The organism is Rathayibacter sp. AY2B5, assembly GCF_002931645.1.
Lineage (GTDB): Bacteria > Actinomycetota > Actinomycetes > Actinomycetales > Microbacteriaceae > Rathayibacter.
In genome coordinates, this window is record NZ_PSUE01000006.1 from 1 (window position 1) to 25,364 (window position 25,364).

The following is a 25,364-nucleotide window of genomic DNA, read 5'->3' on the forward strand; positions in this document are numbered from 1 at the left end:
GGCCGCCACGGGCCGGGCGGCGGAGGAGGACGGGGAGTCGGCGCCGGGGAGGAGCGTCAGGACGCGTCCTTCACCATCCCGCGGACCGAGAGCTGGACGACCAGCGGCCGGTGGTCGCTCCCGGCGTCGTCGCGGTCGTCGACGACCTGGTAGCCCGAGACCTCCCAGCGTCCGGAGAAGAGGACGTGGTCGATCGGGGCGCCGAGCGCGGGCGGGACCGAGGACGGCCAGGTGCCCAGGGCGGCGCCGCCCGCGACGGTCCCCGCGTCGCGGCAGCCGCCCAGCGCGGCCGAGCCCGGCAGCCCGGTCCAGTGGTCGGCGGTGGAGTTCAGATCGCCGAGGACCACGACGTCCTCCTCCGCGGAGCAGAGCGCGGAGACCGAGAGCAGATCGCTCCGCCACTCCGCGAGGCGCGAGGGGATCGGCGCCATGGTGTGCACCGCGGCGAGGACGGGGCGCTCGGGGGTGTCGGGGCGCGCGACGAGGGACGGCGTCGATCCGGTGACGACCGCGGCGGTGTCGACGCTGTAGCCGCCGAGCGAGGGGGAGAGCAGCAGGGCCGCCCCGTCGTCGGCGCCCGACCCGGCGTAGTGGAGGGTCATCGACATCCCCTGGGCGCTGAGCGCGTTCACGACGTCCTGCGCGTGCGTCTGCGAGACCTCGAGGAGGGCGATGCCGTCGACCGCGCTCTCCCGGGCGAGCGAGGCGATCGTGTCGACGGGCACGCCGTCGTGCAGCACGTTCCAGGTCGCGAGGCGCACGTCGGCGAGGCGGTGGGCGCGCGGAGCGGCGGAGTCGTAGCCCCGCGCTCCCTGCACTCCCGCGAGCACGAGCGCGAAGACGACGCCGAGCGCCGCGAGGGCCAGCGCGAGGCGCCTGACCGGAGCGACGAGGACCGCGATCACGACCAGGACAGCGGCGAGCCCGACGGCCGCCGCGCCCGTCGCGAGCCGGAACGGCACCAGCTGGGCGAAGGGGGCCTCCCGGGCGATCCCGAAGAAGCCGGGCGCCGCGACCACCAGCAGAGCGATCGCCACGATCACCGCCACCGCGGTCTTCACCAGTCTCGTCCCCATCGCCGCCCAGGCTACTAGGGCATCGGAGGGCTCGCAGGCGGCGCGTCTACGATGAGCGCATGCATGTCGACGGGGGCCGTTACGACCTCCACACCCACTCCGTCGTCTCCGACGGTACCGAGGCTCCGGCCGTCCTGGTGCGGGCCGCGGCCGCGGCCGGGCTCGCCGGAGTGGCGCTCACCGACCACGACACGACCGGCGGCTGGGCCGAGGCGCTCGCCGCGGCCGAGGAGGCGGGCATCGACCTGCTGCCCGGCATGGAGCTCTCCTCCCGCGTCGGCTGGGCCAGCGTCCACGTCCTCGCGTACCTCGTCGATCCGGCGGATCCGGGGCTCGTGGCCGAGACCGCGCGCATCCGCTCGGCCCGCACGCACCGCGCGGAGGCGATCGTCACCGCGATCGCGGCCGACTACGACCTCACCTGGGACGACGTCCTCGCCCAGACCAGCCCGGGCACGACCATCGGGCGTCCGCACATCGCCGACGCGCTCGTCGCCCGCGGCCTGGCCACCGACCGCTCCGCGGCCTTCGCGGGGATCCTCGACTGGCGCGGCGGCTACTACCGCCCGCACTACGCGCCCGACCCGGTCGACGCCGTGCGCCTGGTCCGCGCGGCGGGCGGGGTCCCGGTCATCGCGCACCCGGCCGCGAGCGCCCGCGGGATCGCGGTCGAGTCGATCCTCCCGCAGCTCGTCGACGCCGGCCTGTTCGGCCTCGAGGTCGAGCACCGCGAGAACACGGCCGACGGCAAGCGCCGCCTGCGCGAGCTCGCCGAGCAGTACTCGCTCGTCACCACGGGCTCGAGCGACTACCACGGCACGGGCAAGCCCAACCGCCTGGGCGAGAACACGACCGCGCGCGCGACCGTCGACGCGATCCGCTCCTCCGCCCGCTGAGTCGCGGAGAGCCGCTGACAGGCGGAGAGCCGCCGGATCACCGTGACCGCTGAGGGGCGGAGAGCCGCTGAGTCGCGTGGGGACACCGCTGAGTCGCGGGAGAGCCGCTGAGACGCCGAGAGCCCGCCCTCCCGCGACGGATCGCGGGGGGACGGGCTCGGGGCGCGGAGGCTCAGGCCTGCGCGTCGGGGCGCGGCGAGCGGCGGCGCGACCGGGTGCGGCGGCGCGGCTCGCTGTTGCCGTCGTGGTGCTCCTTGCTCTCGCTCGAGGGAGCGGGGCCGGTCTGCTGCGGAGCGGTCGAGTCGGCGGAGTCGGAGCGGGTGCGGCGACGCGGCGGCCGGTCGCCCCGCTCGGAGCGCTCGCCGCGGTCGGAGCGCTCGCCCCGGTCCGGGCGCGCGTCGGCCTTCGCCTCGGCGGGGATCGGGGTCGGCTTCAGCCGTCCCTTGGTCCCCGCGGGGATGTCGAGGTCGGTGTAGAGGTGCGGCGACGACGAGTAGGTCTCGACCGGGTCGGGCTGGCCGAACTCCAGCGCCCGGTTGATGAGGGCCCACTTGTGCAGGTCCTCCCAGTCGACGAAGGTCACCGCGATGCCGGTCTTGCCCGCGCGCCCGGTGCGGCCGACGCGGTGCAGGTAGGTCTGGTCGTCGTCCGGGATCGTGTGGTTGATCACGTGGGTGACGTCGTTCACGTCGATGCCGCGCGCGGCGACGTCGGTGGCGATCAGGATGTCCTTCTTGCCGGCCTTGAACGCCGCCATCGCGCGCTCGCGCTGCTCCTGGTTGAGGTCTCCGTGCACGGCCGCCGCGTTGAAGCCGCGGTCGTTGAGCTCCTCGACGATGCGGGCCGCGGCGCGCTTCGTGCGGGTGAAGATGACGGTCTTGCCGCGGCCCTCGGACTGCAGGATGCGCGCGATGACCTCGTCCTTGTCGAGCGAGTGCGCCCGGTAGACGATGTGCTTGATGTTCGCCTGCGTGATGCCCTCGTCGGGGTCGGTCGCGCGGATGTGGATGGGCTTGTTCATGAAGCGGCGCGCGAGCGCGACGATCGCGCCCGGCATCGTCGCCGAGAAGAGCATGGTGTGGCGGGTGGGCGGCGTCTGCGCGAACAGCTTCTCGATGTCCGAGAGGAAGCCCAGGTCGAGCATCTTGTCGGCCTCGTCGAGGACCATCACCTGCACGTTGGCGAGCGAGAGCAGGCGCTGCCCGGCGAGGTCCAGGAGGCGGCCGGGGGTGCCGACGACGATCTGCGCGCCGGCCTTCAGCTGCTCGATCTGGCCCTCGTAGGCCTTGCCGCCGTAGATCGAGACGATCTTGGTCGGCCGGTTGGAGGCGGCCAGCTCGATGTCCTCGGTGACCTGCACGGCGAGCTCGCGGGTCGGGACGACGATGAGCGCCTTGACGCCCGGCTCCGGGTCGGTGCCGAGGGCCTGGATGAGGGGGAGGCCGAAGCCGAAGGTCTTGCCGGTGCCGGTCTTGGCCTGGCCGATGATGTCCTGCTTCTGCAGGGCCAGGGGGATCGTCTGCTCCTGGATGGGGAACGGCTCGAGGATGCCCTTGGCGGCGAGTGCGGCGACGATGTCGTCGTCGATGTTCAGATCGGAGAAAGTCACGGAGTGAAGCGCCTGTCGTGTCGAACGGTCTACGCCCCTGTACGACTCCGGGCGCAGGGTCACCGATCCAGCGCCGGTGACATCCCGGCGAGTCTACTGCTCCCGGCCCCGCCGGCCCCGGAACCCCGCTCCTCCGGCGCCCTATGCTGAGGAAATGGCTGCCTGGTTCCGACGTCGACGTCCCCTGCTCGAGGTGCCCCGCCTGACGCCCCGCGGGGAGTCGAGCCAGAAGCGCGACCGCGTCGACCTCGCCGACCTCACCCCCGAGGTGCTGCCCTACCTCGGCCAGGTCGCCTACCTCCAGCTCGCGGTGTTCGAGGTGCTGGCGCGCGCCGTCGCCGAGACCGACGACCTCGCGGACAAGGAGGCCATCTCCTCCGCCGCCGGCACGGCGCTCGCGAAGCACCACGCGGTCGTCGCCGAGCTGCGCCGCCGCGACGTGGAGCCCGGCGAGGCCATGACTCCGTTCCGCCCCGCGATCGACACCTTCGAGCGGCTCACCCGCGGTGCGGACCTCCACGAGACGCTGCTCTCGGCGTACATCACGGCGGGCCTGCTCGACGACTTCTTCATCCGCCTCACCGGCGGGCTGCCCACCGACGTGGGGCCGCGCATCGCGCAGACGCTCGGCGCGGACACGGGCGTCGACGGCGTGATCGCGATCCTCCGCCGCGAGATCGCCGCGGACGAGCGCCTGGGCTCGCGCCTGGCCGTCTGGGGCCGCCGCCTGGTGGGCGACACCCTCCTCGTGGCGCGCTCCGCACTGATGGGCTCGGGCAACCACGACTCCGACGAGTCGAGGATAGAGCCGGTGTTCACCGAGCTCATCGCCTCGCACACGCGCCGGATGGACGCGCTGGGGCTCACGGCCTGACGGTTCCCGGCGTCGCACTGCGCCGGAATCCGGAACGACGGAGGCGCGGAAGTCCGAGGACTCCCGCGCCTCAGGCTCGGATCAGGGGGCGACGCGTCCCGAGAGCATCGCCTGCAGGGAGGCCTCGTCGCGGCGGGCGCGGCTGCGCCCGAGCGAGAGGCCGACCGGGGCGACGACCACGGCGGTCGCGACGAGGGACAGGACCCAGATCAGGCCGCCGTCCCACGGCAGGCCCGCCCAGGTCAGCGCGACCCAGACGACTGCGGCGACGAGGCCGCCGATCGCCGGGACCAGCACGGAGCCGTGCAGGTGCCGGTGCGGCAGCCCGTAGCGCGCGGCGAGACCGATCAGGACCCCGAACAGGGTGATGAAGAGGAGCTCCACGACGTGTCCGCCCGGGACGCTCTAGGCGACGAAGCCGACGCGGCGCGACTCCTCGGAGCCGACCTCGACGAAGGCGATGGTGGCGGTCGGGACGATGTAGATCTTGCCCTTCTCGTCGCGGAGGCGGAGGACGGCGGTGCCGGCCTCGAGAGCGGTGGTCACCGTCTTCTCGACCTCGGTCACGGACATCGACGACTCGAAGTTGAGCTCGCGCGGGGTGTTGACCATTCCAATACGGATTTCCACCAGCAGTGCCTTTCGGGAGGGGACGAGGGTGTCAGGATACGGGACCGCGCTCGGACGACCGCGCCGGTTTCGCGGTGAGCGGAGCGGGCGGCCGGGGCTCCCGGCGGGGACGGGCGGGAGTGTCGGACCCGGTGGCTACCGTGGTCGTGTGACCGCTCCCGCGACCCCCGCTCCCTCCACCGCAGCCTCCGTCGGCGAGGCGCTCCCGGGCGAGCCCGCGGTCGTGCTGGACGACTCCCAGCGCGCGGTGCTCGCGCTGCCCGAGGGCCGCAGCGCCGCCGTGCTCGGGGCGCCGGGGACGGGCAAGACCACGACGGTCGTCGAGCTGGTCGCCGAGCGCGTCCTCGAGCGGGGGTACCCGCCCGAGTCGGTCGTGGTGCTCGCGGCCAGCCGCACCGCCGCCACCGCCCTGCGCGACGTGCTCGCCCTGCGGCTGGGAGTGCCGACCCGGGGCCCGCTCGCCCGGACCGCGACCTCGCTCGCGTTCGAGGCGGTCACCTCCTCCGCCAAGGAGCGCGGCCTCGAGCGGCCGACCCTCCTGACCGGCGGCGAGCAGGACGCCCTCCTCTCGGAGCTCGTCGAGGGCCACCTCGAGGAGGGGACCGGCCCGCGGTGGCCGGAGGAGTTCAGCCCCGAGGTGCTGCGGCTGCGGACCTTCCGGACCGAGCTCCGCGAGTTCGGGATGCGTGCGACCGAGCACGGGCTCGACTCGGACGCGATCCGCGCCCTCGGGGTCGACGCCGAGCGAGTGGAGTGGAGCGCGGCGGCCGACGTGCTCGACGAGCTGCGCGAGGTGGTCGAGTGGATGGCGCCCCAGGCGGGGACCCGCCTGGACGCGGCGGAGTTCGCGGCCTACGCGGCCGAGGCGATCCGCGCGGGCGAGGGCGGCGAGCGGATCGACGCGCTGCGTCTCGTCGTCGTCGACGACCTCCAGGAGGCGAGCGAGTCGACGCTCGTGCTGCTGCGGGCGCTGACGGAGCGCGGGGTGACCGTGATCGCGCTGGGCGACCCGGACGTGGCGACCAGCGCCTACCGCGGCGCGGCCTCCGACACGCTCGGCCGGTTCGCCGCGAGCATCGGCGCGTCCGACGTCGAGACTCTGGTGCTCGCGCGCGTGCACCGCCACTCGGCCGCGCTGCGGGCGGTCGTGTCGGCGGCCACCGAGCGGATCGGCACCGCGGCGGCCGGCCGGCAGCGGGCGGCGGTCGCGGCTCCGGCCCCCGAGGCGGGCCCGGCGCCCGTCCTGGTGCTGCACGCCCCGACGGCGGCGCGGGAGGCGGCGACGGTGGCGCGGCTGCTGCGCGAGCGGCGGCTGCGCGACGGAGTGCCGTGGCGGCGGATGGCGGTCGTCGTCCGCTCCGGAGCCGCGGTCCAGCCGCTGGTGAAGGCGCTCGCGGTGGCGGAGGTGCCGACCCGCTCCGTGCTCGCCGGACGGGCGCTGCGCGACGATCACGCGGCCCGGGCGCTGCTCGTGCTGGTCGGCGTCGCGATCGGCGAGCGGCCCCTCGATGCGGAACTCGCGGCGGAGCTGCTGCTCGGCCCTTTCGGCGGGGTCGACCGGCTGGGGCTGCGCAGGCTCCGGCTCGCGCTCCGGGCGGAGGAGCTGGCCGGCGGCGGCATCCGCGCGAGCGACCCGCTGCTGGTCGAGGCCCTCGCCGCGCCCGGCCGATTCGCGACCATCGACTCCGCTCCCGCCCGGCAGGCCGAGCGGCTGGCCGTGACGATCGACCGGGTCCGCCGCCTGCACGAGGAGGGGGGCTCGATCGAGGAGCTCCTGTGGTCGGCTTGGGAGTCCAGCCGCGTCGCGTCCTCCTGGCGCGAGCTCGCCCTCGGCACCGGCCTGACCGCCGCCGAGGCCAACCGCAACCTCGACGGCGTGGTCGCCCTCTTCAGCGCCGCGCGCCGGTTCGTGGAGCGGGCGACCGGGCACTCCGCGATCGGCTTCGTCACCGAGATCCTCGAGGCGGAGGTCCCCGAGGACACTCTCGCTCCGCGCTCCGTCGAGGACGCGGTCCTCATCGGCACGCCCTCCTCCGTCGTCGGCCTGGAGTTCGACGTCGTGGTGGTGGCGCGGCTGCAGGACGGCGTCTGGCCCAACCTCCGCCAGCGCGGCTCGCTGCTCGATCCGGACGGCCTGCTGCGGCACGCCCGCGGCGAGGGCGGACTGCCGCTCGACGCCCGCAAGGCCACTCTCGACGACGAGCTCCGGATGTTCGCCCTGGCCGCCTCCCGCGCCCGGCGGCAGCTCGTGCTCAGCGCCGTCGCGGGCGAGGACGAGACGCCCTCCCTCTTCTTCCGGCTCACCCCGCCGGACGCGCCGCGGCTCGATCCGGCCTCCGCGGTGCCGCTCACGCTGCGCGGGGCGGTGGCGGCGCTGCGCCGGACCGCCACCACACCGGACTCGACCGAGGCTCCCGCCGCCATCCGAGGGCTCAGCGCCCTGGCGCTCGCGGAGGTCCCCGGCGCCGACCCCTCCTCCTGGTCCGGGGTGCTCGAGCCCTCGACCACGGAGCCGCTCTTCGACGTCGGCGACCCCGAGCGTCCCGTCTCCGTCTCGCCGAGCCGCCTCGAGGCCTTCGAGCGGTCCCCTCTGGACTGGTTCGTCGACGCCGTCTCCGGCTCCACGACGAGCACGGCGATGGGGGTCGGCACCCTCGTGCACTGGGTCCTCGAGAACGCCGAGCGGCCCGATCCGCAGGAGCTGTGGGCGGCTCTCGAGTCGCGGTGGCCGGAGCTGGTCTTCGAGTCGCCCTGGCTGGGGGAGCGGCAGAAGCGCGTCACACGGCGGCTGATCGACGGCCTCGCGGGCTACCTCGCCGACTTCGAGCGCGGGGGAGGCGTGGTGCTCGGCCGCGAGCAGCAGTTCGAGCTCGACGTCCCGCCCGCCCGGGTGCGGGGCTCGATCGACCGCGTCGAGCGCGCGGCCGACGGCGCCGTCACGATCGTCGATCTCAAGACGGGCCGCAGCACCCCCCGCAAGGACGACATCGCCGAGCACGCGCAGCTGGGCAGCTATCAGCTCGCCGTCGCCGAAGGGGCGATCGAGGCGGCCGATCCGGCCGACGGGGGAGGCGCGAAGCTGCTCTTCGTGGCGACGGGCGTGCGCGGGAAGCCGTACCGCGAGGTGGTCCAGGAGCGCTTCGGCGAGGAGGAGCTGGAGCGGCTGCGCGATCGCGTCCGCGCCGCGGCCCTGGGCATGGCGGCGGCGGGCTTCTCGGGCCTGCTCGACGCGATCCCGTTCTCCCCCGGCGACGCCCTGCGGTACCGCATCCACGCGGTGCCCGAGGTCCCGGGGGACGGACTCCTGGCGATCGACGAGGTCGACGAGACAGAGGACCCGGAGGACTCCGAGGAGCCGGGTCCCGATGCGCCGGCCGATCCATCCGGCCCCGCCGACCCCGACCCCTCCGCCGTCCTCGAGGAGGAGCTGCCGTGATCGACGCCCTGACCATCGCCGAGCGCCTCGACCTGCGCCCGCCCACCGCCGAGCAGCGCGCCGTCATCGAGGCGCCGCTCGAGCCTGCCCTGGTGGTCGCCGGTGCCGGCAGCGGCAAGACCGAGACGATGGCGAACCGCGTCCTCTGGCTCCTCGCGAACGGCCACGCGGCGCCGTCGGAGGTGCTCGGCCTCACCTTCACCCGCAAGGCGGCGGCCGAGCTCGGCGAGCGCATCGGGCGGAGGATCGACCAGCTCGGCGCGGCGGGCCTGCTCCCGCTCGCGCCCGGGCAGTCGGCGCCCGACCCGTTCGAGGCCGCCACCGTCTCGACCTACAACGCCTTCGCGAACACGATCTTCCGCGACAACGCCGCCCTGATCGGCCGCGAGGGGGACGCGACCGTGCTCTCCGAGGCCTCCGCCTGGCATCTCGCGCGGGGAGTCGTGGCCGACACGGCCGATCCGCGCATCCTCGAGGTGGAGGCGGGGATCGACCGGCTGACCGACCTCGTCGTCTCGCTCGCGCACGACCTCGCCGACAACCTCGCCGATCCGGCCGCGGTCGCCGCGTTCGCCGAGGACTTCCTCCGCCTGGGCGAGCTGCCGCGCGGAGGCAGCGGCTCGGGGCTCTACCGCGAGCTCGAGAAGGCGCTGCAGGCCGTGGGCGCGCTGCCGGTGCTGACGGCGCTCGCCGAGCGGTTCCAGGAGGCGAAGGCCGAGCGCGGCTTCGTCGAGTTCTCGGACCAGGTGGCCCTCGCGCTGCGGATCGTCGACCGGGTGCCGCGGATCGTGGACGAGCACCGCGCAAGGTACCGGGTGGTGCTCCTCGACGAGTACCAGGACACCTCCGTGCTGCAGACCCGCCTCCTCTCGCGGCTCTTCGCCGGGCAGGGAGTGATGGCGGTGGGCGACCCGCACCAGTCGATCTACGGCTGGCGCGGTGCGAGCGCCGAGGGGCTCGGCCGCTTCGGCACCGATTTCGGGGGAGCGGGCCGCTTCTCCCTCAGCACGAGCTGGCGCAACGGCCGCCGTGTGCTGACCGCCGCGAACGCGATCGTGGAGCCGCTGTCGGCGGGGAGCGCGGTCGCAGTCGACACGCTGAGCGCGGGGCCTCAGGCCTCCGAGCACCCGGTCGAGCTCACCTTCCCCGAGACGATCGAGGAGGAGGCGGACGACGTCGCCGCCTGGTTCGCCGGGCAACTGCGCGAGAACGCCGAGCCGCCGTCGGCCGCGGTGCTCTTCCGGGTGCGCGCGCACATGGACCGCTTCGCCGCCGCGCTGGCGAAGCACGGCGTCCGGTACCACATCCTCGGCATCGGGGGCCTGCTGCGGCAGCCCGAGATCGCCGACCTCGTCGCCGCGCTCACCGTGGTCGAGGACCCGGCCGCCGGCAGCGAGCTCGTCCGCCTCCTGGCCGGCGCCCGCTGGCGTCTGGGCGTCCGCGACCTCAAGGCGCTGCGCGACCTCGCCTCGTGGCTCGCGGCGCGCGACCACGCCCACCGGCTGCTCCCGGAGGAGGTGCGCGAGCGGATGCGCGCGTCCGTCACCGAGGGCGAGGGCGGCTCGATCGTCGAGGCCCTCGACTTCATCGCGGCGCGCCGCCCCGGCGACGACGGGCGGATCGACCACTCCGCGCTCGGCGGATTCAGCGCCGAGGGCCTGCGGCGCCTGCACGAGGCGGGCGCCCTGTTCGCCCGGCTGCGCGCCCGGGCCGGGCTCGACCTCCTCGACTTCGTCACCCTGGTCGAGCAGGAGCTGGGCCTGGACATCGAGGTCGAGGCGAACGAGTCGCGCGGGGACGGCCGCGCCAACCTCGAGGCCTTCCGCGAGGCGGTGGCCGGGTACCTGCAGACGGACGACCGCGGCGCCGGCACCGGCTCCTCCCTCCGCGGATTCCTCCGCTGGCTCGTCCTCGCGGACAAGCGCGACGGCCTGGCCCCGCGACCGGAGGACCCGGAGCCGGGGACGGTGCAGCTGCTGACGATCCACGGCTCCAAGGGTCTGGAGTGGGACCTCGTCGCCGTCCCGCGGATGGTCGACGGCGAGCTCCCCGGCACGCCGGTCGAGGGCTTCCGCGGGTGGGTCAGACTGGGCGCGATGCCCTACGCGTTCCGCGGCGACGCCGCCGAGCTCCCCGATCTCGCCTGGCGCGGCTGCAGCACGCAGAAGGAGTTCGTCGACGCGATCGGAGCGTTCGGCGACACCCTCCGCGAGCGCAACGAGGCGGAGGAGCGGCGTCTCGCCTACGTGGCCGTCACGCGGGCGCGTCACCACCTCCTGCTCAGCGGCTCGTGGTGGGCCGGCCAGGCCAAGCCGCGCGGACCGGGCGTCTTCCTCCGCGACCTCGAGGAGGCCGGCACGATCCCGCCGCTGCCGACCGAGCCCGCGAACGAGGAGAACCCGCTCGAGCGGGCCCCGCGCACGTTCCGCTGGCCCCACGATCCGCTCGGCTCCCGCGGCGACCGGGTCCGCGCCGCCGCCGCCCGGGTCCGCAGCGCCGAGCCCGCTCTGCTCGGGGCGCGCGGCGACGACATCCGCCTGCTGCTCGCCGAGCGGGCGGTGCGGCTGGCCGGGGGCGAGCGCACGCCGCTGCCCACCCGCATCCCCGCCTCCCGGTTCAAGGACATCGTCAGCACGCCGGACGAGGTCGCGGCGCAGCTGCGCCGGCCGATGCCGGAGCGCCCCTACCGGCAGACCCGGCTCGGCACGACCTTCCACTCCTGGGTCGAGAACCGCTTCGGCGTCCAGGGCGGGGCGGAGGCGGTCGACACCTTCCCCGACGAGCTCGACGACGCCGGCCCCGCGAGCGTCGAGCAGGAGCGGCTCGACGCCCTGATCGCCACGTTCGAGCGCTCGGAGTGGGCCGACCGGCGCCCGGAGGCGGTCGAGATCGAGATCCACCTCCAGCTCGCCGGCCACGTCGTCGTCTGCAAGCTCGACGCGGTGTACCCGACGGAGGACGGCGTGCAGATCGTCGACTGGAAGACCGGGCGGGCGCCGAGGGACGCCGCCGACCTCGAGCTCAAGCAGTTCCAGCTCGCGCTGTACCGGCTCGCCTACTCGCGCTGGCGGGGGGTGCCGCTCGAGAGCGTCGACGCCGTGTTCTACTTCGTCGCCGACGACCTCGTGCTGCGGCCCGAGCGGTTCTACTCCGAGCGCGAGCTCGCGGAGTCGCTCTCCTCGGCGACGGGAGCGAGCCCGCGGCCGTGAGCGGAGGAGCCCGTGCGGGCTCCCGGCGTGCGGTTGAGCAGCTCCTCGACCTCCGAGACCTCCAGCACCGGGCCGGTGTCGGTCGAGAGGGGCGCGGAGAGGTCGCCCAGCACGCTGTCGACCAGCGTGTCGAGCATGGCGACCGCGTCGTCCACGATGGCGGAGTCGTCGGTCTCGGTGCCGTGCAGCAGCCAGCGGGCGAGCTCGAGCTCGGCGTAGAGCTGAGCGCGCTGGCGGATCGTGCGGTCCACTGCTCCCGCGCGCATCCGGGAGTAGGCGGAGAGCGCCGTCTCCGAGCCCGGGGCGCTCAGCAGCCAGTGCAGGTCGCGCGCCGGGTCGCCGACCCGCAGCGCCGCCCAGCCGAGCACGGCCGCGACGACGTCGCCCGAGCGGAGGAAGGAGTCGGCGGTCATCGAGCCGTTCACCACGGTCGGGTCGAACTGCCAGAGCGCCTCGTCGGAGGAGGCCGACTCCCAGCGCGCGACGAGCGCCGCCGGGACGTGGCCGGTGTCGGCCGCGCGCTCGATCACCGCGACCGTCTCGTTCACGCTGTCTCGCGCGGTCGCGATCGGCAGGCCCGCCTCCTGGACGAACGACACCGGGAGCGAGTGGATCGCCCCGACGGCCCGGCCGATCGAGTCCGCGAGCCCGCTCTGCGCGGCCACGTCGTCGATGAGGACGCGATCTCCCTCGAGGTACTCGTAGACGACCGCGCGGGTGCCGTCGAACGGCGTCTGCCCGACGCTCTCCTGCAGATCGAAGGGCAGGCGGCTGCGGATGCCGGCGGTCAGCGCCCGGAGCGCGACGAGGTCGCCGAGCTGCTCCTGCTCCGCGAGCGCGGACGTGGGCACGCGCACGACGAGGCGGGCGCCCTCGCGCGTCGTCAGCAGGGCGGAGTCGAAGTCGCCGTGCGTCGAGGACGTGAAGGGGCGCGCGGAGCGGACGTCGAGGCCCTCGACGGCCGAGGTGGCCAGCGCGGCTAGAGTGAGATGGGATCTGGCCATGGTTTCCAGGGTAGGCGGCTCGTGCCCGGCCGGCCCGCCGCCACGCGCTGTCCCGCCGATGCCGTCGAAGGCCCGCGACAGCGGTCCTCGCGGCCCCCGTCACGAAATGAGCCCCGGATGTCACTGCCCTTCGCCGATCGCCTCCCGCTCTCGCGACAGGCGGCCGACCGCGACGGCGTCGGACGCTCGCGGCCCGCGCTCTTCGACGAGCTGCTCGCCGATCCCGCCACCCGCGTGCTCGTCCTGCACCACGACCGGACCCTGGTCGAGGCCGACCGCCTCCTCCTGCGCCGCCCCGAGGACGTGACCGCCGGCACCCTCCGGATCTACCTCGGCCGCACGCTCGCCGAGGCCCCCGGCGAGCCGGTCGGAACCCCCGTCATCGCGACCGTCCTCACCGACGCGGCCGCCGCCGAGCTCGAGCCCGACGAGGAGCGGTGGAGCGGCCTGCGCCCGATCGCCGAGCGCCTGAGCGACCGCGACGCGGGCCTGTTCACCGAGGCTCTCGCCATCGCGAACTGGCACGCCTCGCACGGCTACTCGCCCCGCAACGGCGACCCGACCGTCGTCGAGCAGGGCGGCTGGGTCCGCCGCTCGCCCACCGACGGCAGCCAGGTCTTCCCGCGCACGGATCCGGCGATCATCGTCTGCGTCCTCGACGCGGACGACCGCCTCCTCCTCGGCTCGAACGCGATGTGGGGCACCGGCCGCTTCTCCCTGCTCGCCGGCTTCGTCGAGCCGGGCGAGTCGCTCGAGGCCGCCGTGATCCGCGAGATCGGCGAGGAGTCGGGCATGCGCGTCGTCGACCCGCAGTACCTCGGCTCGCAGCCCTGGCCCTTCCCCGCCTCCCTCATGGTCGGCTTCACCGCCCGCCTCGCCGAGGACCAGTCCCCGGAGGATCTGCTCCCGGACGGCGAGGAGATCGTCGAGCTGCGCTGGTTCACCCGGCAGCAGCTGCACGACTCGCTCGAGTCCGTGCTGCTGCCCGGCCGCTCGTCCATCGCCCGCGCGATGATCGAGGACTGGTACGGAGGCGAGCTGGAGAACGGCCCGATCGCGTGACCCTGCTCGACGGACTCGACGAGGGGCAGCGCGAGGCGGCGGAGGCGCTGCTGGGGCCGGTCTGCGTCCTCGCGGGAGCGGGCACGGGCAAGACCCGGACGATCACGCACCGCATCGCGCACGGAGTGGCGACCGGCGTCTACACGCCCGGTCGCGTCATGGCCCTGACCTTCACCAGCCGCGCCGCGGCCGAGCTGCGCTCGCGCCTGCGGGTGCTCGGCGCCGGCGGCGTCCAGGCCCGCACCTTCCACGCCGCCGCCCTCTCGCAGCTCGGCTACTTCTGGCCGCAGCTGGTGGGGGGCACGATGCCCCAGCTGCTCGACGGCAAGGCGCGCCTGCTCGGGCACGCGGCCGAGCGGCTCCGCCTGAAGCTCGACACGGCGACGCTCCGCGACCTCTCGGCCGAGATCGAGTGGCGGAAGGTGTCCGCCCTCTCGCTCGAGCAGTACGCCGTCGCCGCCCGCACGCGCCCCCTGCCCGGACGGCTCACCCTGGAGCAGACGGTCGCGCTCGTGGACGAGTACGAGGGGCTGAAGGACCAGCGCCGCCAGATCGACTTCGAGGACGTCCTGCTCGTGACCGCCGGGATGCTCGAGTCCGAGCCTGCGATGGCGATGCAGGTGCGCGAGCAGTACCGCTTCTTCGTCGTCGACGAGTACCAGGACGTCTCGCCGCTGCAGCAGCGGCTCCTGGAGCTCTGGCTCGGCGACCGGAGCGACCTCTGCGTCGTCGGCGACGCCAGCCAGACCATCTACTCCTTCGCGGGTGCGCGGGCCGACTACCTCCTCGACTTCCCGTCCCGCTGGCCGGCCGCCACAGTGGTGCGCCTGGAGGAGAACTACCGCTCGGCCGTGCCGATCGTGCAGACCGCGAACCGCCTCATGCGGGGCAGGCCCGGCGCCCTCTCGCTCCACGCCGTCGCCGCCGCCGAGGCGCCGGAGCCCGCGATCGACGCCTACCCGGACGACATCGCGGAGGCGCGCGGGATCGCGGCGCGGGTCGCGGCCGACATCGAGGCGGGGGTGCGCCCCTCCGACATCGCGGTCCTCTTCCGCACCAACAGCCAGTCGGCGGTCATCGAGCACGCCCTGCACGAGCGTGGAGTGAGCGCGCACATGCGCGGCGGCAAGCGCTTCTTCGACCTGCCCGAGGTGAAGCAGGCCGTGATGCAGCTGCGCGCGGCGTCCGTGTCGATCAGCGGCGAGCCGCTGTTCAAGTCGGTGAGCGACGTCCTCCGCTCGCTCGGCTGGAGCGCCGAGCCCCCGTCGGCGCCCGGTGCGGTGCGCGACCGGTGGGAGTCGCTGGACACGCTGGCCCGCCTCGTCGACGAGGCCCCTGCCGGATGGACGTTCCGCCAGTTCACCGACGACCTGATCGCACGCCAGCAGGTCCACCACGAGCCGGACCGCGGCGCGGTCACCCTCGCCACGCTGCACTCGGCGAAGGGCCTCGAGTGGGAGTCGGTGCACCTGATGGGGCTCGCCGAGGGCCTGCTGCCGATCTCGTACGCCGCCGGCCTCGAGGCGATCGACGAGGAGCGGCGCCTCCTCTACGTCGGCATCACCCGGGCCCGCCGGCGCCTGCGCCTCTCGTGGGCGCGCTCGACGGTCGGCCGCGTCACGCGGAGGGAGCCGTCGCGCTTCCTCGAAGAGCTCGGCACGCGCACTCGGGGTGCGGCTCCCGCTCCCGCACGGTGAACGCTCCGGAGGCGTCGCTGTAGACCCGCTCGGCCGCGCGGAGCCCTCGCCAGCCCGCGAGGAGCCGCCGCAGCACGGCGTCGGCGGCCGCCACGGCGATCGCCGCGCTCGCGAGCGGCGTGCGGGTGGGTGCTGAGCGGCCGAGCACCTGGATCACGAGGCGCGCGCGATCCGGGTCGAGGTCCATCCGGTCCCGCTCGGCGCAGTGCAGGCACGGTCCGGACCCCGGCTCCACCAGGGGTCCGAGGCGCACCGATTCGTCGCCGAACACCACCGCCAGGTGCGGCACGTCGGCCGCGAGCCAGTGCGCGGCGCGGGCGGGGGCGACCGCGAAGTCGGCGATCAGCACGGCGAGGTCCGGCGTCCCGTCGTCGGCGAGCAGCGAGCAGCCCTCGCTCCGGAGCAGCGTGCGCAGTGCGTCCGGTGCCGCGCCCGTGCCCTCGACGACGACCCGGGGTGCCGGGGGAGGGCCGGGCTCGACGCTGCGCAGCAGGACCGGCCGGAGCGCCTCGAGCACCTCGTCGACCCGCGCCTCGCTCGCTCCGGCGCGCGCCGCGATCAGGCGGACGGTGCCGGCACTGGTGCCCACGCGGAGGGCGTCGAGCAGCAGCTCCTCCGGGTAGCCGACGCCGTCCAGCACCGCGTGCGGCCGGTCGAGGCCGAGCTGCACCGCGGTCGCGGAGCGCCAGAGCAGGGGGAGTCGGGGATCGAGCCGGAGCACCATCCGGCGATCATGGCCGAGACCGGCCCGGCGCCGCGCGAGTTGTCCACAGGCGGGCGCCGGACGGGGGGTCAGACGGGGCGGTCGCCCGTGGGGGAGGAGCCGCGGTCGTCGTCGTCCGGCGAGCCGGCGTCGTCGGTCGTGTCCGGAGCGTCTCCGGAGGCGCCGTCGCCCTCGCGCGGCATCGTGCCGTTCAGCAGGTCCTCCAGCGCGCGGTCCATCTCGTCGGGCTCCGGGGTCTCGCCGCGGGCCTCGGCCGTGAGCCGGGCGACGAGCGCGCTCGGGTCGTCCAGGTCCTCCGAGCCGGGGAGCAGGTCGGGGTGCGACCAGAGGGAGTCGCGGGCCTCGGGCCCGACGGCGTCGGTCACGGCCTGCCACATCACGGCGGCCTCGCGGAGGCGGCGCGGGCGCAGCTCCAGGCCGACGAGGGTCGCGAAGGCGGACTCGGCCGGGCCGCCGGAGGCGCGGCGGCGGCGGACCGTCTCGGCGATCGCCCCGGCGCTGGGCAGGCGGGTGGTCGCCGCCGCGGTGACGACGTCGACCCACCCCTCGATGAGGGCGAGGACGGTCTCGAGGCGGCCGTGCGCGGCGAGCTGCTCCTCCGTCTTCGGCGGGATGAGCGCGCCGGAGGTCATCGCGTCGCGGAGCTCCTCGGGGTTCGACGGGTCGAAGCCCTCGGCCAGCTCCTCGAGGCGGGTGGTGTCGATGCTGATCCCGCGCGCGAAGTCGGTGATCTGCGAGATGAGAGCGAGACGGAGCCACTTGCCGTGCCGGAAGAGGCGGGCGTGCGCGAGCTCGCGGACCGCCAGGTACAGCTGCACCTGGTCCAGCGGGATGTCGAGGCCCTCGCCGAACGCGGCGACGTTCTGCGGCAGGATCGCCGCGTCGTTCTCCTCCAGCAGCGGGATGCCGATGTCGCCGCCCGAGACGACCTCGGCGGCGAGCTGCCCGACGACCTGGCCCAGCTGCAGGGCGAACAGGGTGCCGCCGATCCCGCGCATCATGCCCTCGGCACCGGCGATCATCGCCTGCATCTCCTCCGGGGCCTGCTCGCGGAGCACGCGGGTCAGCGCGTCCGAGATGCTCAGCGCCACCGGCTCGGCGAGCTGGGTCCAGACCGGCATCGTCAGGGAGATCCACTCGAGGCGGCTGATCGAGCGCGGCGTGCGGCTCAGCTCGGAGACGTACGCGACCTCGTCGAGCCAGAGCGCGGCGACGCCGAAGGCCGCGTCGATCGGAGTCCGCACGGAGTCGGACACCGGCGCGGACTCGGCGCGCGCGAGCTGCTTCGCCTGCTCGAGCGAGAGCGTCCAGTTGACGCCGCCGTCGCCGTTCTGCTGCATCGCGCTCTGCAGCTGCGAGAGCAGGTTCTGCAGGGCCACCGGGTCGTTCGGCAGTCCCGCCGCTCCGGCGAGCTGCGAGGGGTCGACCGGGCCGTTCCCCGAGAGGAACTGCCGCAGCATCTCCCGGAACTCGTCCTCGGAGCCGCCGCCCGCTCGGTCCGCACTGTCGCCATCGGCCATCGGGATCAGCCCTCCGTCGCTCACCTGAATCCGGTCGCCGCACCGCCTCCGCGGCCCTGCACAGGGCGCCGGTTCCGGCGCGACTCCCAGTCGTGCAAGCTACGTTAGCCCGAGCGCCCGGGGCCTCGGCGTGCAGAGCACCGCTCGGGCCCAGCCCGCTTCCGCCCGCCGCGAACATCCCGGCGGAGCCGCTCCACCCGTTGCCAGAAAGGCCCCCGTGTCGCTGTTCTCCGACGACCCGCGCCCCTCCTCCTCCTCGCGCCGCCCGTGGGTCGGACCGGTCGTCCTCCTCTCGGGTGTCGCCGTCGTGGTCGGTCTGGGCGTCGCGCCCGCCCCCTACGTGATCGAGCAGCCCGGCCCCGTGTTCGACACCCTGGGCAGCAGCAAGGACGTGCCCCTCATCTCGATCCCGGACCGCACCACCTACCCCACGGCCGGCACGCTCGACATGCTCACCGTGTCGGTCGTCGGCAACCCGCAGAGCCTGCCCACCTGGGTCGAGGTCGCGAGCGCCTGGTTCGACAGGACCAAGGCGGTCGTTCCGGTCGACGCGATCTTCCCTCCCTCCTCCACGGTCGAGGAGCGCGACGAGGCGAACCAGGCCGAGATGACCGACTCCCAGCAGGAGGCGATCGCCGCCGCGCTCACCGAGCTCGGCTACCCCGTCGAGCAGCGCGTCTCGGTCGTGCAGGTGCCCGAGGGCTCCCCGGCCGAGGGCGTCCTGGAGGCGGGGGACGAGATCCTCGCGGTCGCGGGCACCCCTGTCGCCGACGCGACCGCCCTGCGCGCGACCCTGCAGACCCTCGGCACCGGCTCCCCGGTGCAGGTCAGCATCGAGCGCGAGGGCGTCCGGCAGGAGGTGGAGGTCACGCCGCGCGACTCGAACGGCGCCGCCGTCATCGGCGTCCTCCCCGGAGCGGCCTTCGACTTCCCGTTCGAGGTCGACATCCAGCTGGACGACGTGGGCGGGCCGAGCGCGGGCATGATGTTCGCCCTCGGGATCATCGACAAGCTCACCGAGGGCGAGCTCAACGGCGGGCGGAGCGTCGCCGGGACCGGCACGATCGACGCGGCCGGCGAGGTCGGCGCCATCGGCGGGATCCGCCAGAAGCTCCACGGGGCGGAGGGCGCCGGAGCCGAGTACTTCCTCGCCCCCGCGACCAACTGCAACGAGGTCGTCGGCCACGTCCCCGACGGGCTCGACGTGCTCGCGGTCTCGACCCTCGACGACGCCCTCGCCGCACTGAAGGGCATCGCCGCGGGCGACACCTCCGGGCTGCCGGACTGCAGCACCGCCGCTCCCCTCGACTGATCCCGCCCGCCGACCCCGGGTCGACGCCCAGGTGAGCCGGACAGCCGTCGCATAGCATGGGTGGCCTCCCCTCACATCTCGACAGCAAGAGGCCCTCACGTGAGTTCCACAGCAACCGAAACCCCGCCGCGGAAGAGACGGAGCGTCCTCGCCGTCACTGTCGTGGTGGTGGCCGTCCTGGTGGTGGCGTTCTTCGTCTTCGCCGGTCTGTACACCGACATCCTCTGGTACGACCAGCTCGGCTTCCTCTCCGTGCTCACGACGCAGTGGGCGGCGGCGGGCGGTCTCTTCGTCATCGGCTTCGTCGCCATGGCGGTGCCGGTGTTCATCAGCCTGATGCTGGCTTACCGCCTCCGGCCGGTCTACGCGAAGCTCAACTCGCAGATCGACCGCTACCAGCAGGTCGTGGAGCCGTTGCGGCGCCTGGCCACCTTCGGGATCCCCGCGGTGCTCGGCCTCTTCGCCGGCGTCTCCTCCGCCACCCGCTGGCAGACGAGCCTCACCTTCTGGAACCGCACGCCCTCGGGCACCACGGATCCGCAGTTCGGCCTCGACACGTCGTTCTACCTCTTCGAGCTGCCCTTCTACCAGAGCATCGTCGGCTTCGCGTCGGCGGTCCTGCTGATCTCGGCGTTCGCGACCCTCGCCACCGGCTACCTCTACGGAGCGATCCGGGTGAACGGCCGCGAGATCCGCATCTCGAAGGCCTCGCGCATCCAGCTGGCGGTCATCGCCGCCCTCTACCTCGCCGTGCAGGCGGTCAGCCTCTGGCTCGACCAGTACGCGACGCTCGCGCAGCAGGGGCCCCGCATCACCGGCGCCACCTACTCCACCGTCAACGCGACGATCCCGGGCCTGCAGATCCTGGCCGGCATCGCGGCGCTGGTCGCGATCCTCTTCGTCGTCACCGCCTTCATCGGCCGCTGGCGCTTCCCGGTCATCGGCACCGCGCTGCTGATCGTGTCGAGCCTGCTCGTCGGCTCCCTCTACCCCTGGATCGTGCAGAAGTTCCAGGTCGAGCCCAACGAGCGCACGCTCGAGCAGCCCTTCATCCAGAACAACATCGACATGACCCGCCAGGCCTACGGCGTCAGCGACGTCGACGTCATCCCCTACGACGCGACCACGGACGCGGAGCCGGGCGCCCTGCGCTCGGACGCCGAGACCACCGCGAACATCCGCATCCTCGACCCCGCCGTCGTCACCGACGCGTTCTCGCAGCTGCAGCAGTTCCGCCAGTACTACAAGTTCGGCGACACGCAGAACGCGCTCGACGTCGACCGCTACTCCATCGACGGATCGACGCAGGACGCCGTGGTCGGCGTCCGCGAGCTGAACCTCAACGGCCTCGGCACCAACCAGACCTGGTACAACCAGACGCTGGTCTACACCCACGGCTACGGCCTGGTCGCCGCGTACGGCAACCAGCGCTCGGCCGACGGAGAGCCGGTGTTCATCGAGTCCGGCGTTCCGACGACGGGCGACCTCGGCGACTACGAGCCGCGGATCTACTTCGGCGAGAACTCCCCGCCGTACTCGATCGTGGGCGGCAACGACTCGCGCGACATCGAGCTCGACTACCCCTCGGGCACCGACGGCGCGCAGCAGACCTACACGACCTTCGACGGCGAGGGCGGCCCCGCTCTCGACAACGTCTTCAAGAAGCTCGTCTACGCGATCAAGTTCCAGTCCGAGCAGATCTTCCTCTCGGACGGCGTGAACGACGACTCGCAGATCCTCTACGACCGCGATCCCGTGCAGCGCGTCCAGAAGGTCGCGCCGTACCTCAAGCTCGACTCCGACGCCTACCCGACCGTCGTCGACGGCCGCGTGAAGTGGGTCGTCGACGGGTACACCACCTCGGCCGACTACCCGTACTCGGAGGTGCAGAGCCTCTCGCAGGCGATCGCCGACACGAACACGCAGCAGCAGTTCCCGACCGACGACGTCAACTACATCCGCAACTCGGTGAAGGCGACCGTCGACGCGTACGACGGCAGCGTCACGCTCTACGCGTGGGACACCGAGGACCCGATCCTGCAGACCTGGCAGAAGATCTTCCCGACCACGGTGAAGCCCGTGAGCGACATGTCGGGCGAGCTGCTCAGCCACGTCCGGTACCCGGAGGACCTCTTCAAGGTCCAGCGCGCGGTCCTCGGCACCTACCACGTCACCGACGCGGGCTCCTTCTACTCCCGCGAGGACGCCTGGGCGACGCCGAACGACCCGACGAGCGGAGCCGCGACCACGGCCGCCGCGACCGGCACCAGCCTGCAGCCTCCGTACTACCTGACGCTGCAGACGCCGGATCAGGACGTGCCGTCGTACTCGCTCTACTCGACGTACATCCCGGCGAGCGTCCAGGGCGCGCAGGCCAGCCGCAACGTGCTGACCGGCTACCTCGTGGCCGACTCCGACGCCGGCTCGACGGCGGGCTCCGTGGCCGACGGCTACGGCACGCTCCGCCTGCTCGAGCTGCCGAAGGACGACACGGTGCCCGGCCCCGGCCAGGTGCAGAACGCGTTCACCACCGACCCGACGGTCGCGAACGAGCTGAACATCCTCTCCCGCGGCGACACCACCGTCACGAGGGGCAACCTGCTCACGCTGCCGGTCGGCGGCGGCCTGCTCTACGTCCAGCCGATCTACGTGCGCTCCAACGGAGACACGAGCTTCCCGCTCCTGCAGAAGGTGCTGGTCGCGTTCGGTGACGACATCGCCTTCGAGGACACCCTCGACGCGGCCCTCGACAGCCTCTTCGGCGGCGACTCGGGAGCCGACGCGGGCGACACCGGCACGCCGACGACTCCGGACGCCGGCACCGGCACCTCGGGCGGCGACACCGGAGGCGACGCGGGCGGCACGACCGGCGGCACCGGCTCCACGCCGGCCACGGGCGACCAGACGGCGCTGCAGCAGGCGCTGAACGACGCGCGGGACGCCCTCACGGCTCGCGAGAACGCCCTCAAGGCGGGCGACCTCACCGCCTTCGCGGCGGCGGACGAGCAGCTGACCGAGGCGCTCTCGCGGGCGCTGCAGGCCGAGGGCGGCCAGTAGCCCGCATGGTGCAGGTCGACCGCGGCGAGCACCTCCGCTCGGGGGAGTGGCTCGAGCTGAACCGCACGTACTGGGAGGAGCGCACCGGCGAGGGTGCGCTCCACCCGGAGCTCGTCACCGCGGCGCTCCTCGACCCCGGGCCGAGGATCCTCCAGCTCGGCTCGGGCGACGGGCTCGACGCGCTCGAGCTCGCCGAGCGCGGCGCCCGCGTGGTGGGCGTCGACTTCTCGATGCCCGCCGTGCGCCGAGCACGCGCCGCCGCCGCGGACAGGGACCTCGCCGGCTCCGCCCGCTTCGTCTGCGCGAACCTCTACGAGCTGCGGCACATGCTGCCGGAGCCCGACTCGTTCGACGTCGTGCTCTGCAGCGCCGGCGTCGTCTCGTGGCTCCCCGACCTGGAGGAGTGGGCGCGGCTGGTGGAGTGGTTCGTCGCCCCCGGCGGAGCGGTGCTCGTCGCCCCGTCGTCGTCCGCTCCCGTCGGCGCCGACGTCCGCACCTGGTCGCGCACCTCGTCCGAGCTCGCAGCCGCCCTGACGGCGGTCGGGCTGAGCGTGGACGGGAGCGCCGTGCTGCGCGCCGCCAAGCCCGCCTGAGACCGGAGCCCGCTCCCACCGCCGCGTCGATTTGCACCGGCGCCGGAACGCGTGTAATGTCTCTTCTTGTGCCGCGGGGTGGAGCAGTTCGGTAGCTCGCTGGGCTCATAACCCAGAGGTCGTAGGTTCAAATCCTGCCCCCGCAACAAGAAAGCGAAAGCCGGTCCTGAGAGGGGCCGGCTTTCGTCGTTAACACGGGTCGCGGACGTGCTTCCCGCGGCTGACAGTGCGCGGGCCGAGACCTCAGTCGCCCTCGATCACGCTCAGCACGTTGCCCGCCGGATCGCGGAACCAGCAGATCGTCGGCCCGTGGCCGCGCATCACTCCGTCCGCATCGGTCGGCAGCGACGGGTCGTCGTAGATCGCCGTGGTGACGCCTGCCGCGTGCAGCTCGGCGACCGCCGCGTCGACGTCCTCCACCGAGAAGTTCAGGATCGTGAACGACGCCGGCTCGTGGTCCGGCTTCGGGTACGCGATCGCGCGGCCTCCGCCCGGCAGCCGGATGTCGAGGATCCCCATCGCGTTCAGCTCGACCTCGAGCCCGAGCACTCCGCCGTAGAAGGCCCGCGCCGCCTCCACGTCGTCCACGCTGAAGCCGCTGAAGGCCCTCTCGCTCCGGATCATCGCCGTCCTCCGTCCCGCGGCCGCACCGTCGCGCCCGCTCCGCTCCGGACGCTACTCCGGTCGCCCGTCCGCGTCACCGTCGGATCCGCCCGCGGCGCCGCCGACCGCGAGGCGGTCTCGCGCGACCCGCATCCGCGGACCGGCCTCCCGACGCTCCGCGCCGACGCGTGTGCCGGACCGGCCCGCACGTTAGGCTCGACCCCGATGCGAGGGGTGCTGCTGTGAGGGACGAACGCGGGGACGACGGCTCGGACGAGGGGCTCGGCGACCGCCCGACCCGGCGGAGCCCGCGGCAGGCGCCGCACGCGCTGCCCGCGGCACGCGTCGCCACTCCGGTCCTCACGCCCGTCCGCCCCGTGCGGCGCCGCCGGGGCCGTGTCTTCCGCGCGACCGTCAGCACGGTCGCCCTCGCCGCCATCGCGGGCCTCGTGGCGGTCTCCGCGCTCCCCGCCTACTCCTTCGACCCGGCACCCGATTCGCAGGCCGCCGTCGAGGCCGCCGCCCGCGTGCAGGCGCTCGGCAACCAGAAGCTCACCGTCGCGCCGACCGCGGTCCAGGAGCAGGTCATCCGCGACTCCTTCACCGCACCGACCCAGGCCCAGCTCGACGAGGCGGCCGCCCAGGCGCGCGCGCTCGCCGCCGCCGAGCAGGCCGCCCGCGACGCCGAGACCGCCCGCCTCGCCCAGGAGGCGCAGGCCGCGGCAGGCACGACCGGCGCGGACGGCGCCGCCGCGGGCAGCGGCGGCACCAGCACCTCGGTCACGCCCCGCGAGGAGGGCGACGACTACCCCTGGCGCGACCAGCTCACCGAAGACCAGGGCGGCGGCCTCTCGCCGCTGCGGTACTACTACCGCGAGTGCGTCGACTTCGTCGCGTGGCGGATCAACCGCGACCAGGGCTCGACGAGCGCACCCTTCAAGTGGACCTGGGGCAACATGACCCCGGGCGGAGGCAGCGCCTACGCGTGGGCCGGCCAGTGGGCCTCCCACGGCTGGGTGACCAGCAGCACGCCCGTCCCCGGCGCGGTCGCCTGGTTCACCGGCAACCACGTCGCCTACGTGCAGGCCGTCAACTCCGACGGCACGGTCTCGCTCGAGGAGTACAACTGGGGCAACGACCACGCGTACCACAAGCGCACCATCCCGGCCTCCCAGGTCGCCCTCTTCCTCTACCCGCCGAGCTGATGACCGGCGCCGTCGGCATGGCCGTGGCGCAGTTCGCCCCCTCGACGGACCGGGAGGCGAACATCGCGACGATCGGGCGCCTGGCCCGGATCGCCGCCGAGCGCGGCGCGAGCATGGTGGTGCTGCCGGAGTACAGCTCCGCCTTCACCGATCCGCTCGGGCCCGAGCTGGTCGCGGCGGGCGAGGCGCTCGACGGCCCGTTCGTCACGGCTCTCGCGGCGCTCGCGCGCGAGCTCCGGATCCACCTCGTGGCGGGCATGGTCGAGGCGGTGGACGGGCGCCGCATCGCGAACACGCTCGTCGCGCTCGACCCCGAGGGCGCGCTCGTGGCCCGCTACCGCAAGCTGCACCTGTACGACGCCTTCGGCCAGACCGAGTCGGAGTGGGTCGCCGCGGGGGAGATCGCCGCACCCGAGACGTTCGAGGTCGGCGGCCTCGTCGTCGGGCTGCAGACCTGCTACGACCTGCGCTTCCCGGAGGTCAGCCGCTGGCTGGTCGACGCCGGGGTCGACGTCATCGCGGCACCGGCCGAGTGGGTGCGCGGCCCGCTCAAGGAGGCGCACTGGCGGACGCTGGTCACCGCCCGCGCGCTCGAGAACACGGTGTACCTCGTCGCAGCCGACCAGACCCCGCCGATCGGGGTCGGCACGAGCATGATCGTCGATCCGATGGGCGTCGAGACCGTCACCCTCGGCGAGGTCGAGGATGTCGCCGTCGCCTGGGTCTCGCGCGAGCGGATCGACGCGGCGCGCGCGAAGAACCCCGCTCTGGCGCTGCGGCGCTTCCGGGTGCTGCCGCTCTGACCGCCGCCCCCGGCCCGACGGCGCCGGGCATCCGACCGAATCCGCTGAGGCCGG

Annotated in this window: 19 protein-coding genes and 1 tRNA gene; 12 read left to right on the top strand and 8 right to left on the bottom strand. The window is 73.9% G+C overall.

Annotation, left to right across the window (positions count from 1 at the left end; genetic code table 11):
• Positions 1 to 56: 56 nt before the first annotated feature.
• Positions 57 to 1,076: an endonuclease/exonuclease/phosphatase family protein gene (locus tag C5C30_RS05840; protein ID WP_146081486.1), complete on the bottom strand. Its 1,020-nt coding sequence runs from the start codon at positions 1,074 to 1,076 to the stop codon at positions 57 to 59.
• A gap of 59 nt (positions 1,077 to 1,135) precedes the next feature.
• Here C5C30_RS05840 and C5C30_RS05845 point away from each other — a divergent pair, with 59 nt between their 5' ends.
• On the top strand, positions 1,136 to 1,972 hold the full coding sequence (locus tag C5C30_RS05845; protein WP_104224845.1) for a PHP domain-containing protein: 837 nt from the start codon (positions 1,136 to 1,138) through the stop codon (positions 1,970 to 1,972).
• A gap of 172 nt (positions 1,973 to 2,144) precedes the next feature.
• Here the strand turns inward: C5C30_RS05845 and C5C30_RS05850 are convergent, their stop codons facing one another.
• Positions 2,145 to 3,581 carry a DEAD/DEAH box helicase gene (locus C5C30_RS05850; RefSeq protein ID WP_104224844.1) on the bottom strand — a complete coding sequence of 479 codons (1,437 nt, stop codon included), beginning with the start codon at positions 3,579 to 3,581 and terminating at the stop codon, positions 2,145 to 2,147.
• Positions 3,582 to 3,735: 154 nt separating this feature from the next.
• On the opposite strand from C5C30_RS05850, the gene C5C30_RS05855 reads away from it, so the two are divergent.
• Complete coding sequence (locus tag C5C30_RS05855; protein WP_104224843.1) at positions 3,736 to 4,455, top strand: ferritin-like fold-containing protein; 720 nt, start codon at positions 3,736 to 3,738, stop codon at positions 4,453 to 4,455.
• Between the two features lie 81 nt (positions 4,456 to 4,536).
• Here the strand turns inward: C5C30_RS05855 and C5C30_RS05860 are convergent, their stop codons facing one another.
• Positions 4,537 to 4,839, bottom strand: coding sequence for a hypothetical protein (locus C5C30_RS05860; protein ID WP_104319229.1), 303 nt, complete (start codon positions 4,837 to 4,839; stop codon positions 4,537 to 4,539).
• A 21-nt stretch (positions 4,840 to 4,860) separates the two neighbouring features.
• Positions 4,861 to 5,085, bottom strand: coding sequence for a DUF3107 domain-containing protein (locus C5C30_RS05865; RefSeq protein ID WP_104224841.1), 225 nt, complete (start codon positions 5,083 to 5,085; stop codon positions 4,861 to 4,863).
• Positions 5,086 to 5,233: 148 nt separating this feature from the next.
• On the opposite strand from C5C30_RS05865, the gene C5C30_RS05870 reads away from it, so the two are divergent.
• Entirely contained in the window at positions 5,234 to 8,521 is a 3,288-nt protein-coding gene (locus C5C30_RS05870; RefSeq protein WP_104333352.1) for an ATP-dependent DNA helicase, read from the top strand.
• Complete coding sequence (locus C5C30_RS05875) at positions 8,518 to 11,730, top strand: ATP-dependent DNA helicase (RefSeq protein ID WP_104333353.1); 3,213 nt, start codon at positions 8,518 to 8,520, stop codon at positions 11,728 to 11,730. Before C5C30_RS05870 ends, C5C30_RS05875 begins: the two co-directional genes overlap by 4 nt.
• Here the strand turns inward: C5C30_RS05875 and C5C30_RS05880 are convergent.
• A complete protein-coding gene (locus C5C30_RS05880; protein ID WP_104224838.1) occupies positions 11,667 to 12,734 on the bottom strand; it encodes a phosphotransferase in 1,068 nt (355 codons plus the stop codon). The two genes, C5C30_RS05875 and C5C30_RS05880, sit on opposite strands and share 64 nt — an antisense overlap.
• 117 nt (positions 12,735 to 12,851) lie before the next feature.
• Here C5C30_RS05880 and nudC point away from each other — a divergent pair, with 117 nt between their 5' ends.
• Positions 12,852 to 13,796, top strand: a complete 945-nt coding sequence (nudC, locus tag C5C30_RS05885; RefSeq protein WP_104233180.1) for an NAD(+) diphosphatase — start codon at positions 12,852 to 12,854, stop codon at positions 13,794 to 13,796.
• Positions 13,757 to 15,493: an ATP-dependent helicase gene (locus tag C5C30_RS05890; RefSeq protein ID WP_374953597.1), complete on the top strand. Its 1,737-nt coding sequence runs from the start codon at positions 13,757 to 13,759 to the stop codon at positions 15,491 to 15,493. The genes nudC and C5C30_RS05890 overlap by 40 nt, the downstream gene beginning before the upstream one ends.
• Here the strand turns inward: C5C30_RS05890 and C5C30_RS05895 are convergent.
• Positions 15,414 to 16,217, bottom strand: coding sequence for a hypothetical protein (locus C5C30_RS05895; RefSeq protein WP_104224835.1), 804 nt, complete (start codon positions 16,215 to 16,217; stop codon positions 15,414 to 15,416). The genes C5C30_RS05890 and C5C30_RS05895 overlap by 80 nt on opposite strands.
• Positions 16,218 to 16,285: 68 nt before the next feature.
• Positions 16,286 to 17,737, bottom strand: a complete 1,452-nt coding sequence (locus C5C30_RS05900) for a zinc-dependent metalloprotease (RefSeq protein WP_104333401.1) — start codon at positions 17,735 to 17,737, stop codon at positions 16,286 to 16,288.
• A 217-nt stretch (positions 17,738 to 17,954) separates the two neighbouring features.
• Between C5C30_RS05900 and C5C30_RS05905 the strand changes: the two genes are divergently transcribed.
• From C5C30_RS05905 to C5C30_RS05920, 4 genes are all read left to right on the top strand, one after another.
• Positions 17,955 to 19,049, top strand: coding sequence for a PDZ domain-containing protein (locus C5C30_RS05905; protein ID WP_104333354.1), 1,095 nt, complete (start codon positions 17,955 to 17,957; stop codon positions 19,047 to 19,049).
• 99 nt (positions 19,050 to 19,148) lie between these two features.
• On the top strand, positions 19,149 to 22,106 hold the full coding sequence (locus C5C30_RS05910) for a UPF0182 family protein (protein WP_181027225.1): 2,958 nt from the start codon (positions 19,149 to 19,151) through the stop codon (positions 22,104 to 22,106).
• A gap of 5 nt (positions 22,107 to 22,111) precedes the next feature.
• Positions 22,112 to 22,699 carry a bifunctional 2-polyprenyl-6-hydroxyphenol methylase/3-demethylubiquinol 3-O-methyltransferase UbiG gene (locus tag C5C30_RS05915; protein WP_104257275.1) on the top strand — a complete coding sequence of 196 codons (588 nt, stop codon included), beginning with the start codon at positions 22,112 to 22,114 and terminating at the stop codon, positions 22,697 to 22,699.
• A gap of 72 nt (positions 22,700 to 22,771) precedes the next feature.
• A tRNA-Met gene (locus tag C5C30_RS05920) sits at positions 22,772 to 22,845 on the top strand.
• Between the two features lie 97 nt (positions 22,846 to 22,942).
• Here C5C30_RS05920 and C5C30_RS05925 read toward each other — a convergent pair.
• On the bottom strand, positions 22,943 to 23,323 hold the full coding sequence (locus C5C30_RS05925; RefSeq protein ID WP_104226951.1) for a VOC family protein: 381 nt from the start codon (positions 23,321 to 23,323) through the stop codon (positions 22,943 to 22,945).
• 221 nt (positions 23,324 to 23,544) lie between these two features.
• Between C5C30_RS05925 and C5C30_RS05930 the strand changes: the two genes are divergently transcribed.
• Positions 23,545 to 24,507 carry a CHAP domain-containing protein gene (locus C5C30_RS05930; RefSeq protein ID WP_181131468.1) on the top strand — a complete coding sequence of 321 codons (963 nt, stop codon included), beginning with the start codon at positions 23,545 to 23,547 and terminating at the stop codon, positions 24,505 to 24,507.
• On the top strand, positions 24,507 to 25,310 hold the full coding sequence (locus tag C5C30_RS05935; RefSeq protein ID WP_104262671.1) for a carbon-nitrogen hydrolase family protein: 804 nt from the start codon (positions 24,507 to 24,509) through the stop codon (positions 25,308 to 25,310). Before C5C30_RS05930 ends, C5C30_RS05935 begins: the two co-directional genes overlap by 1 nt.
• Positions 25,311 to 25,364: the final 54 nt, after the last annotated feature.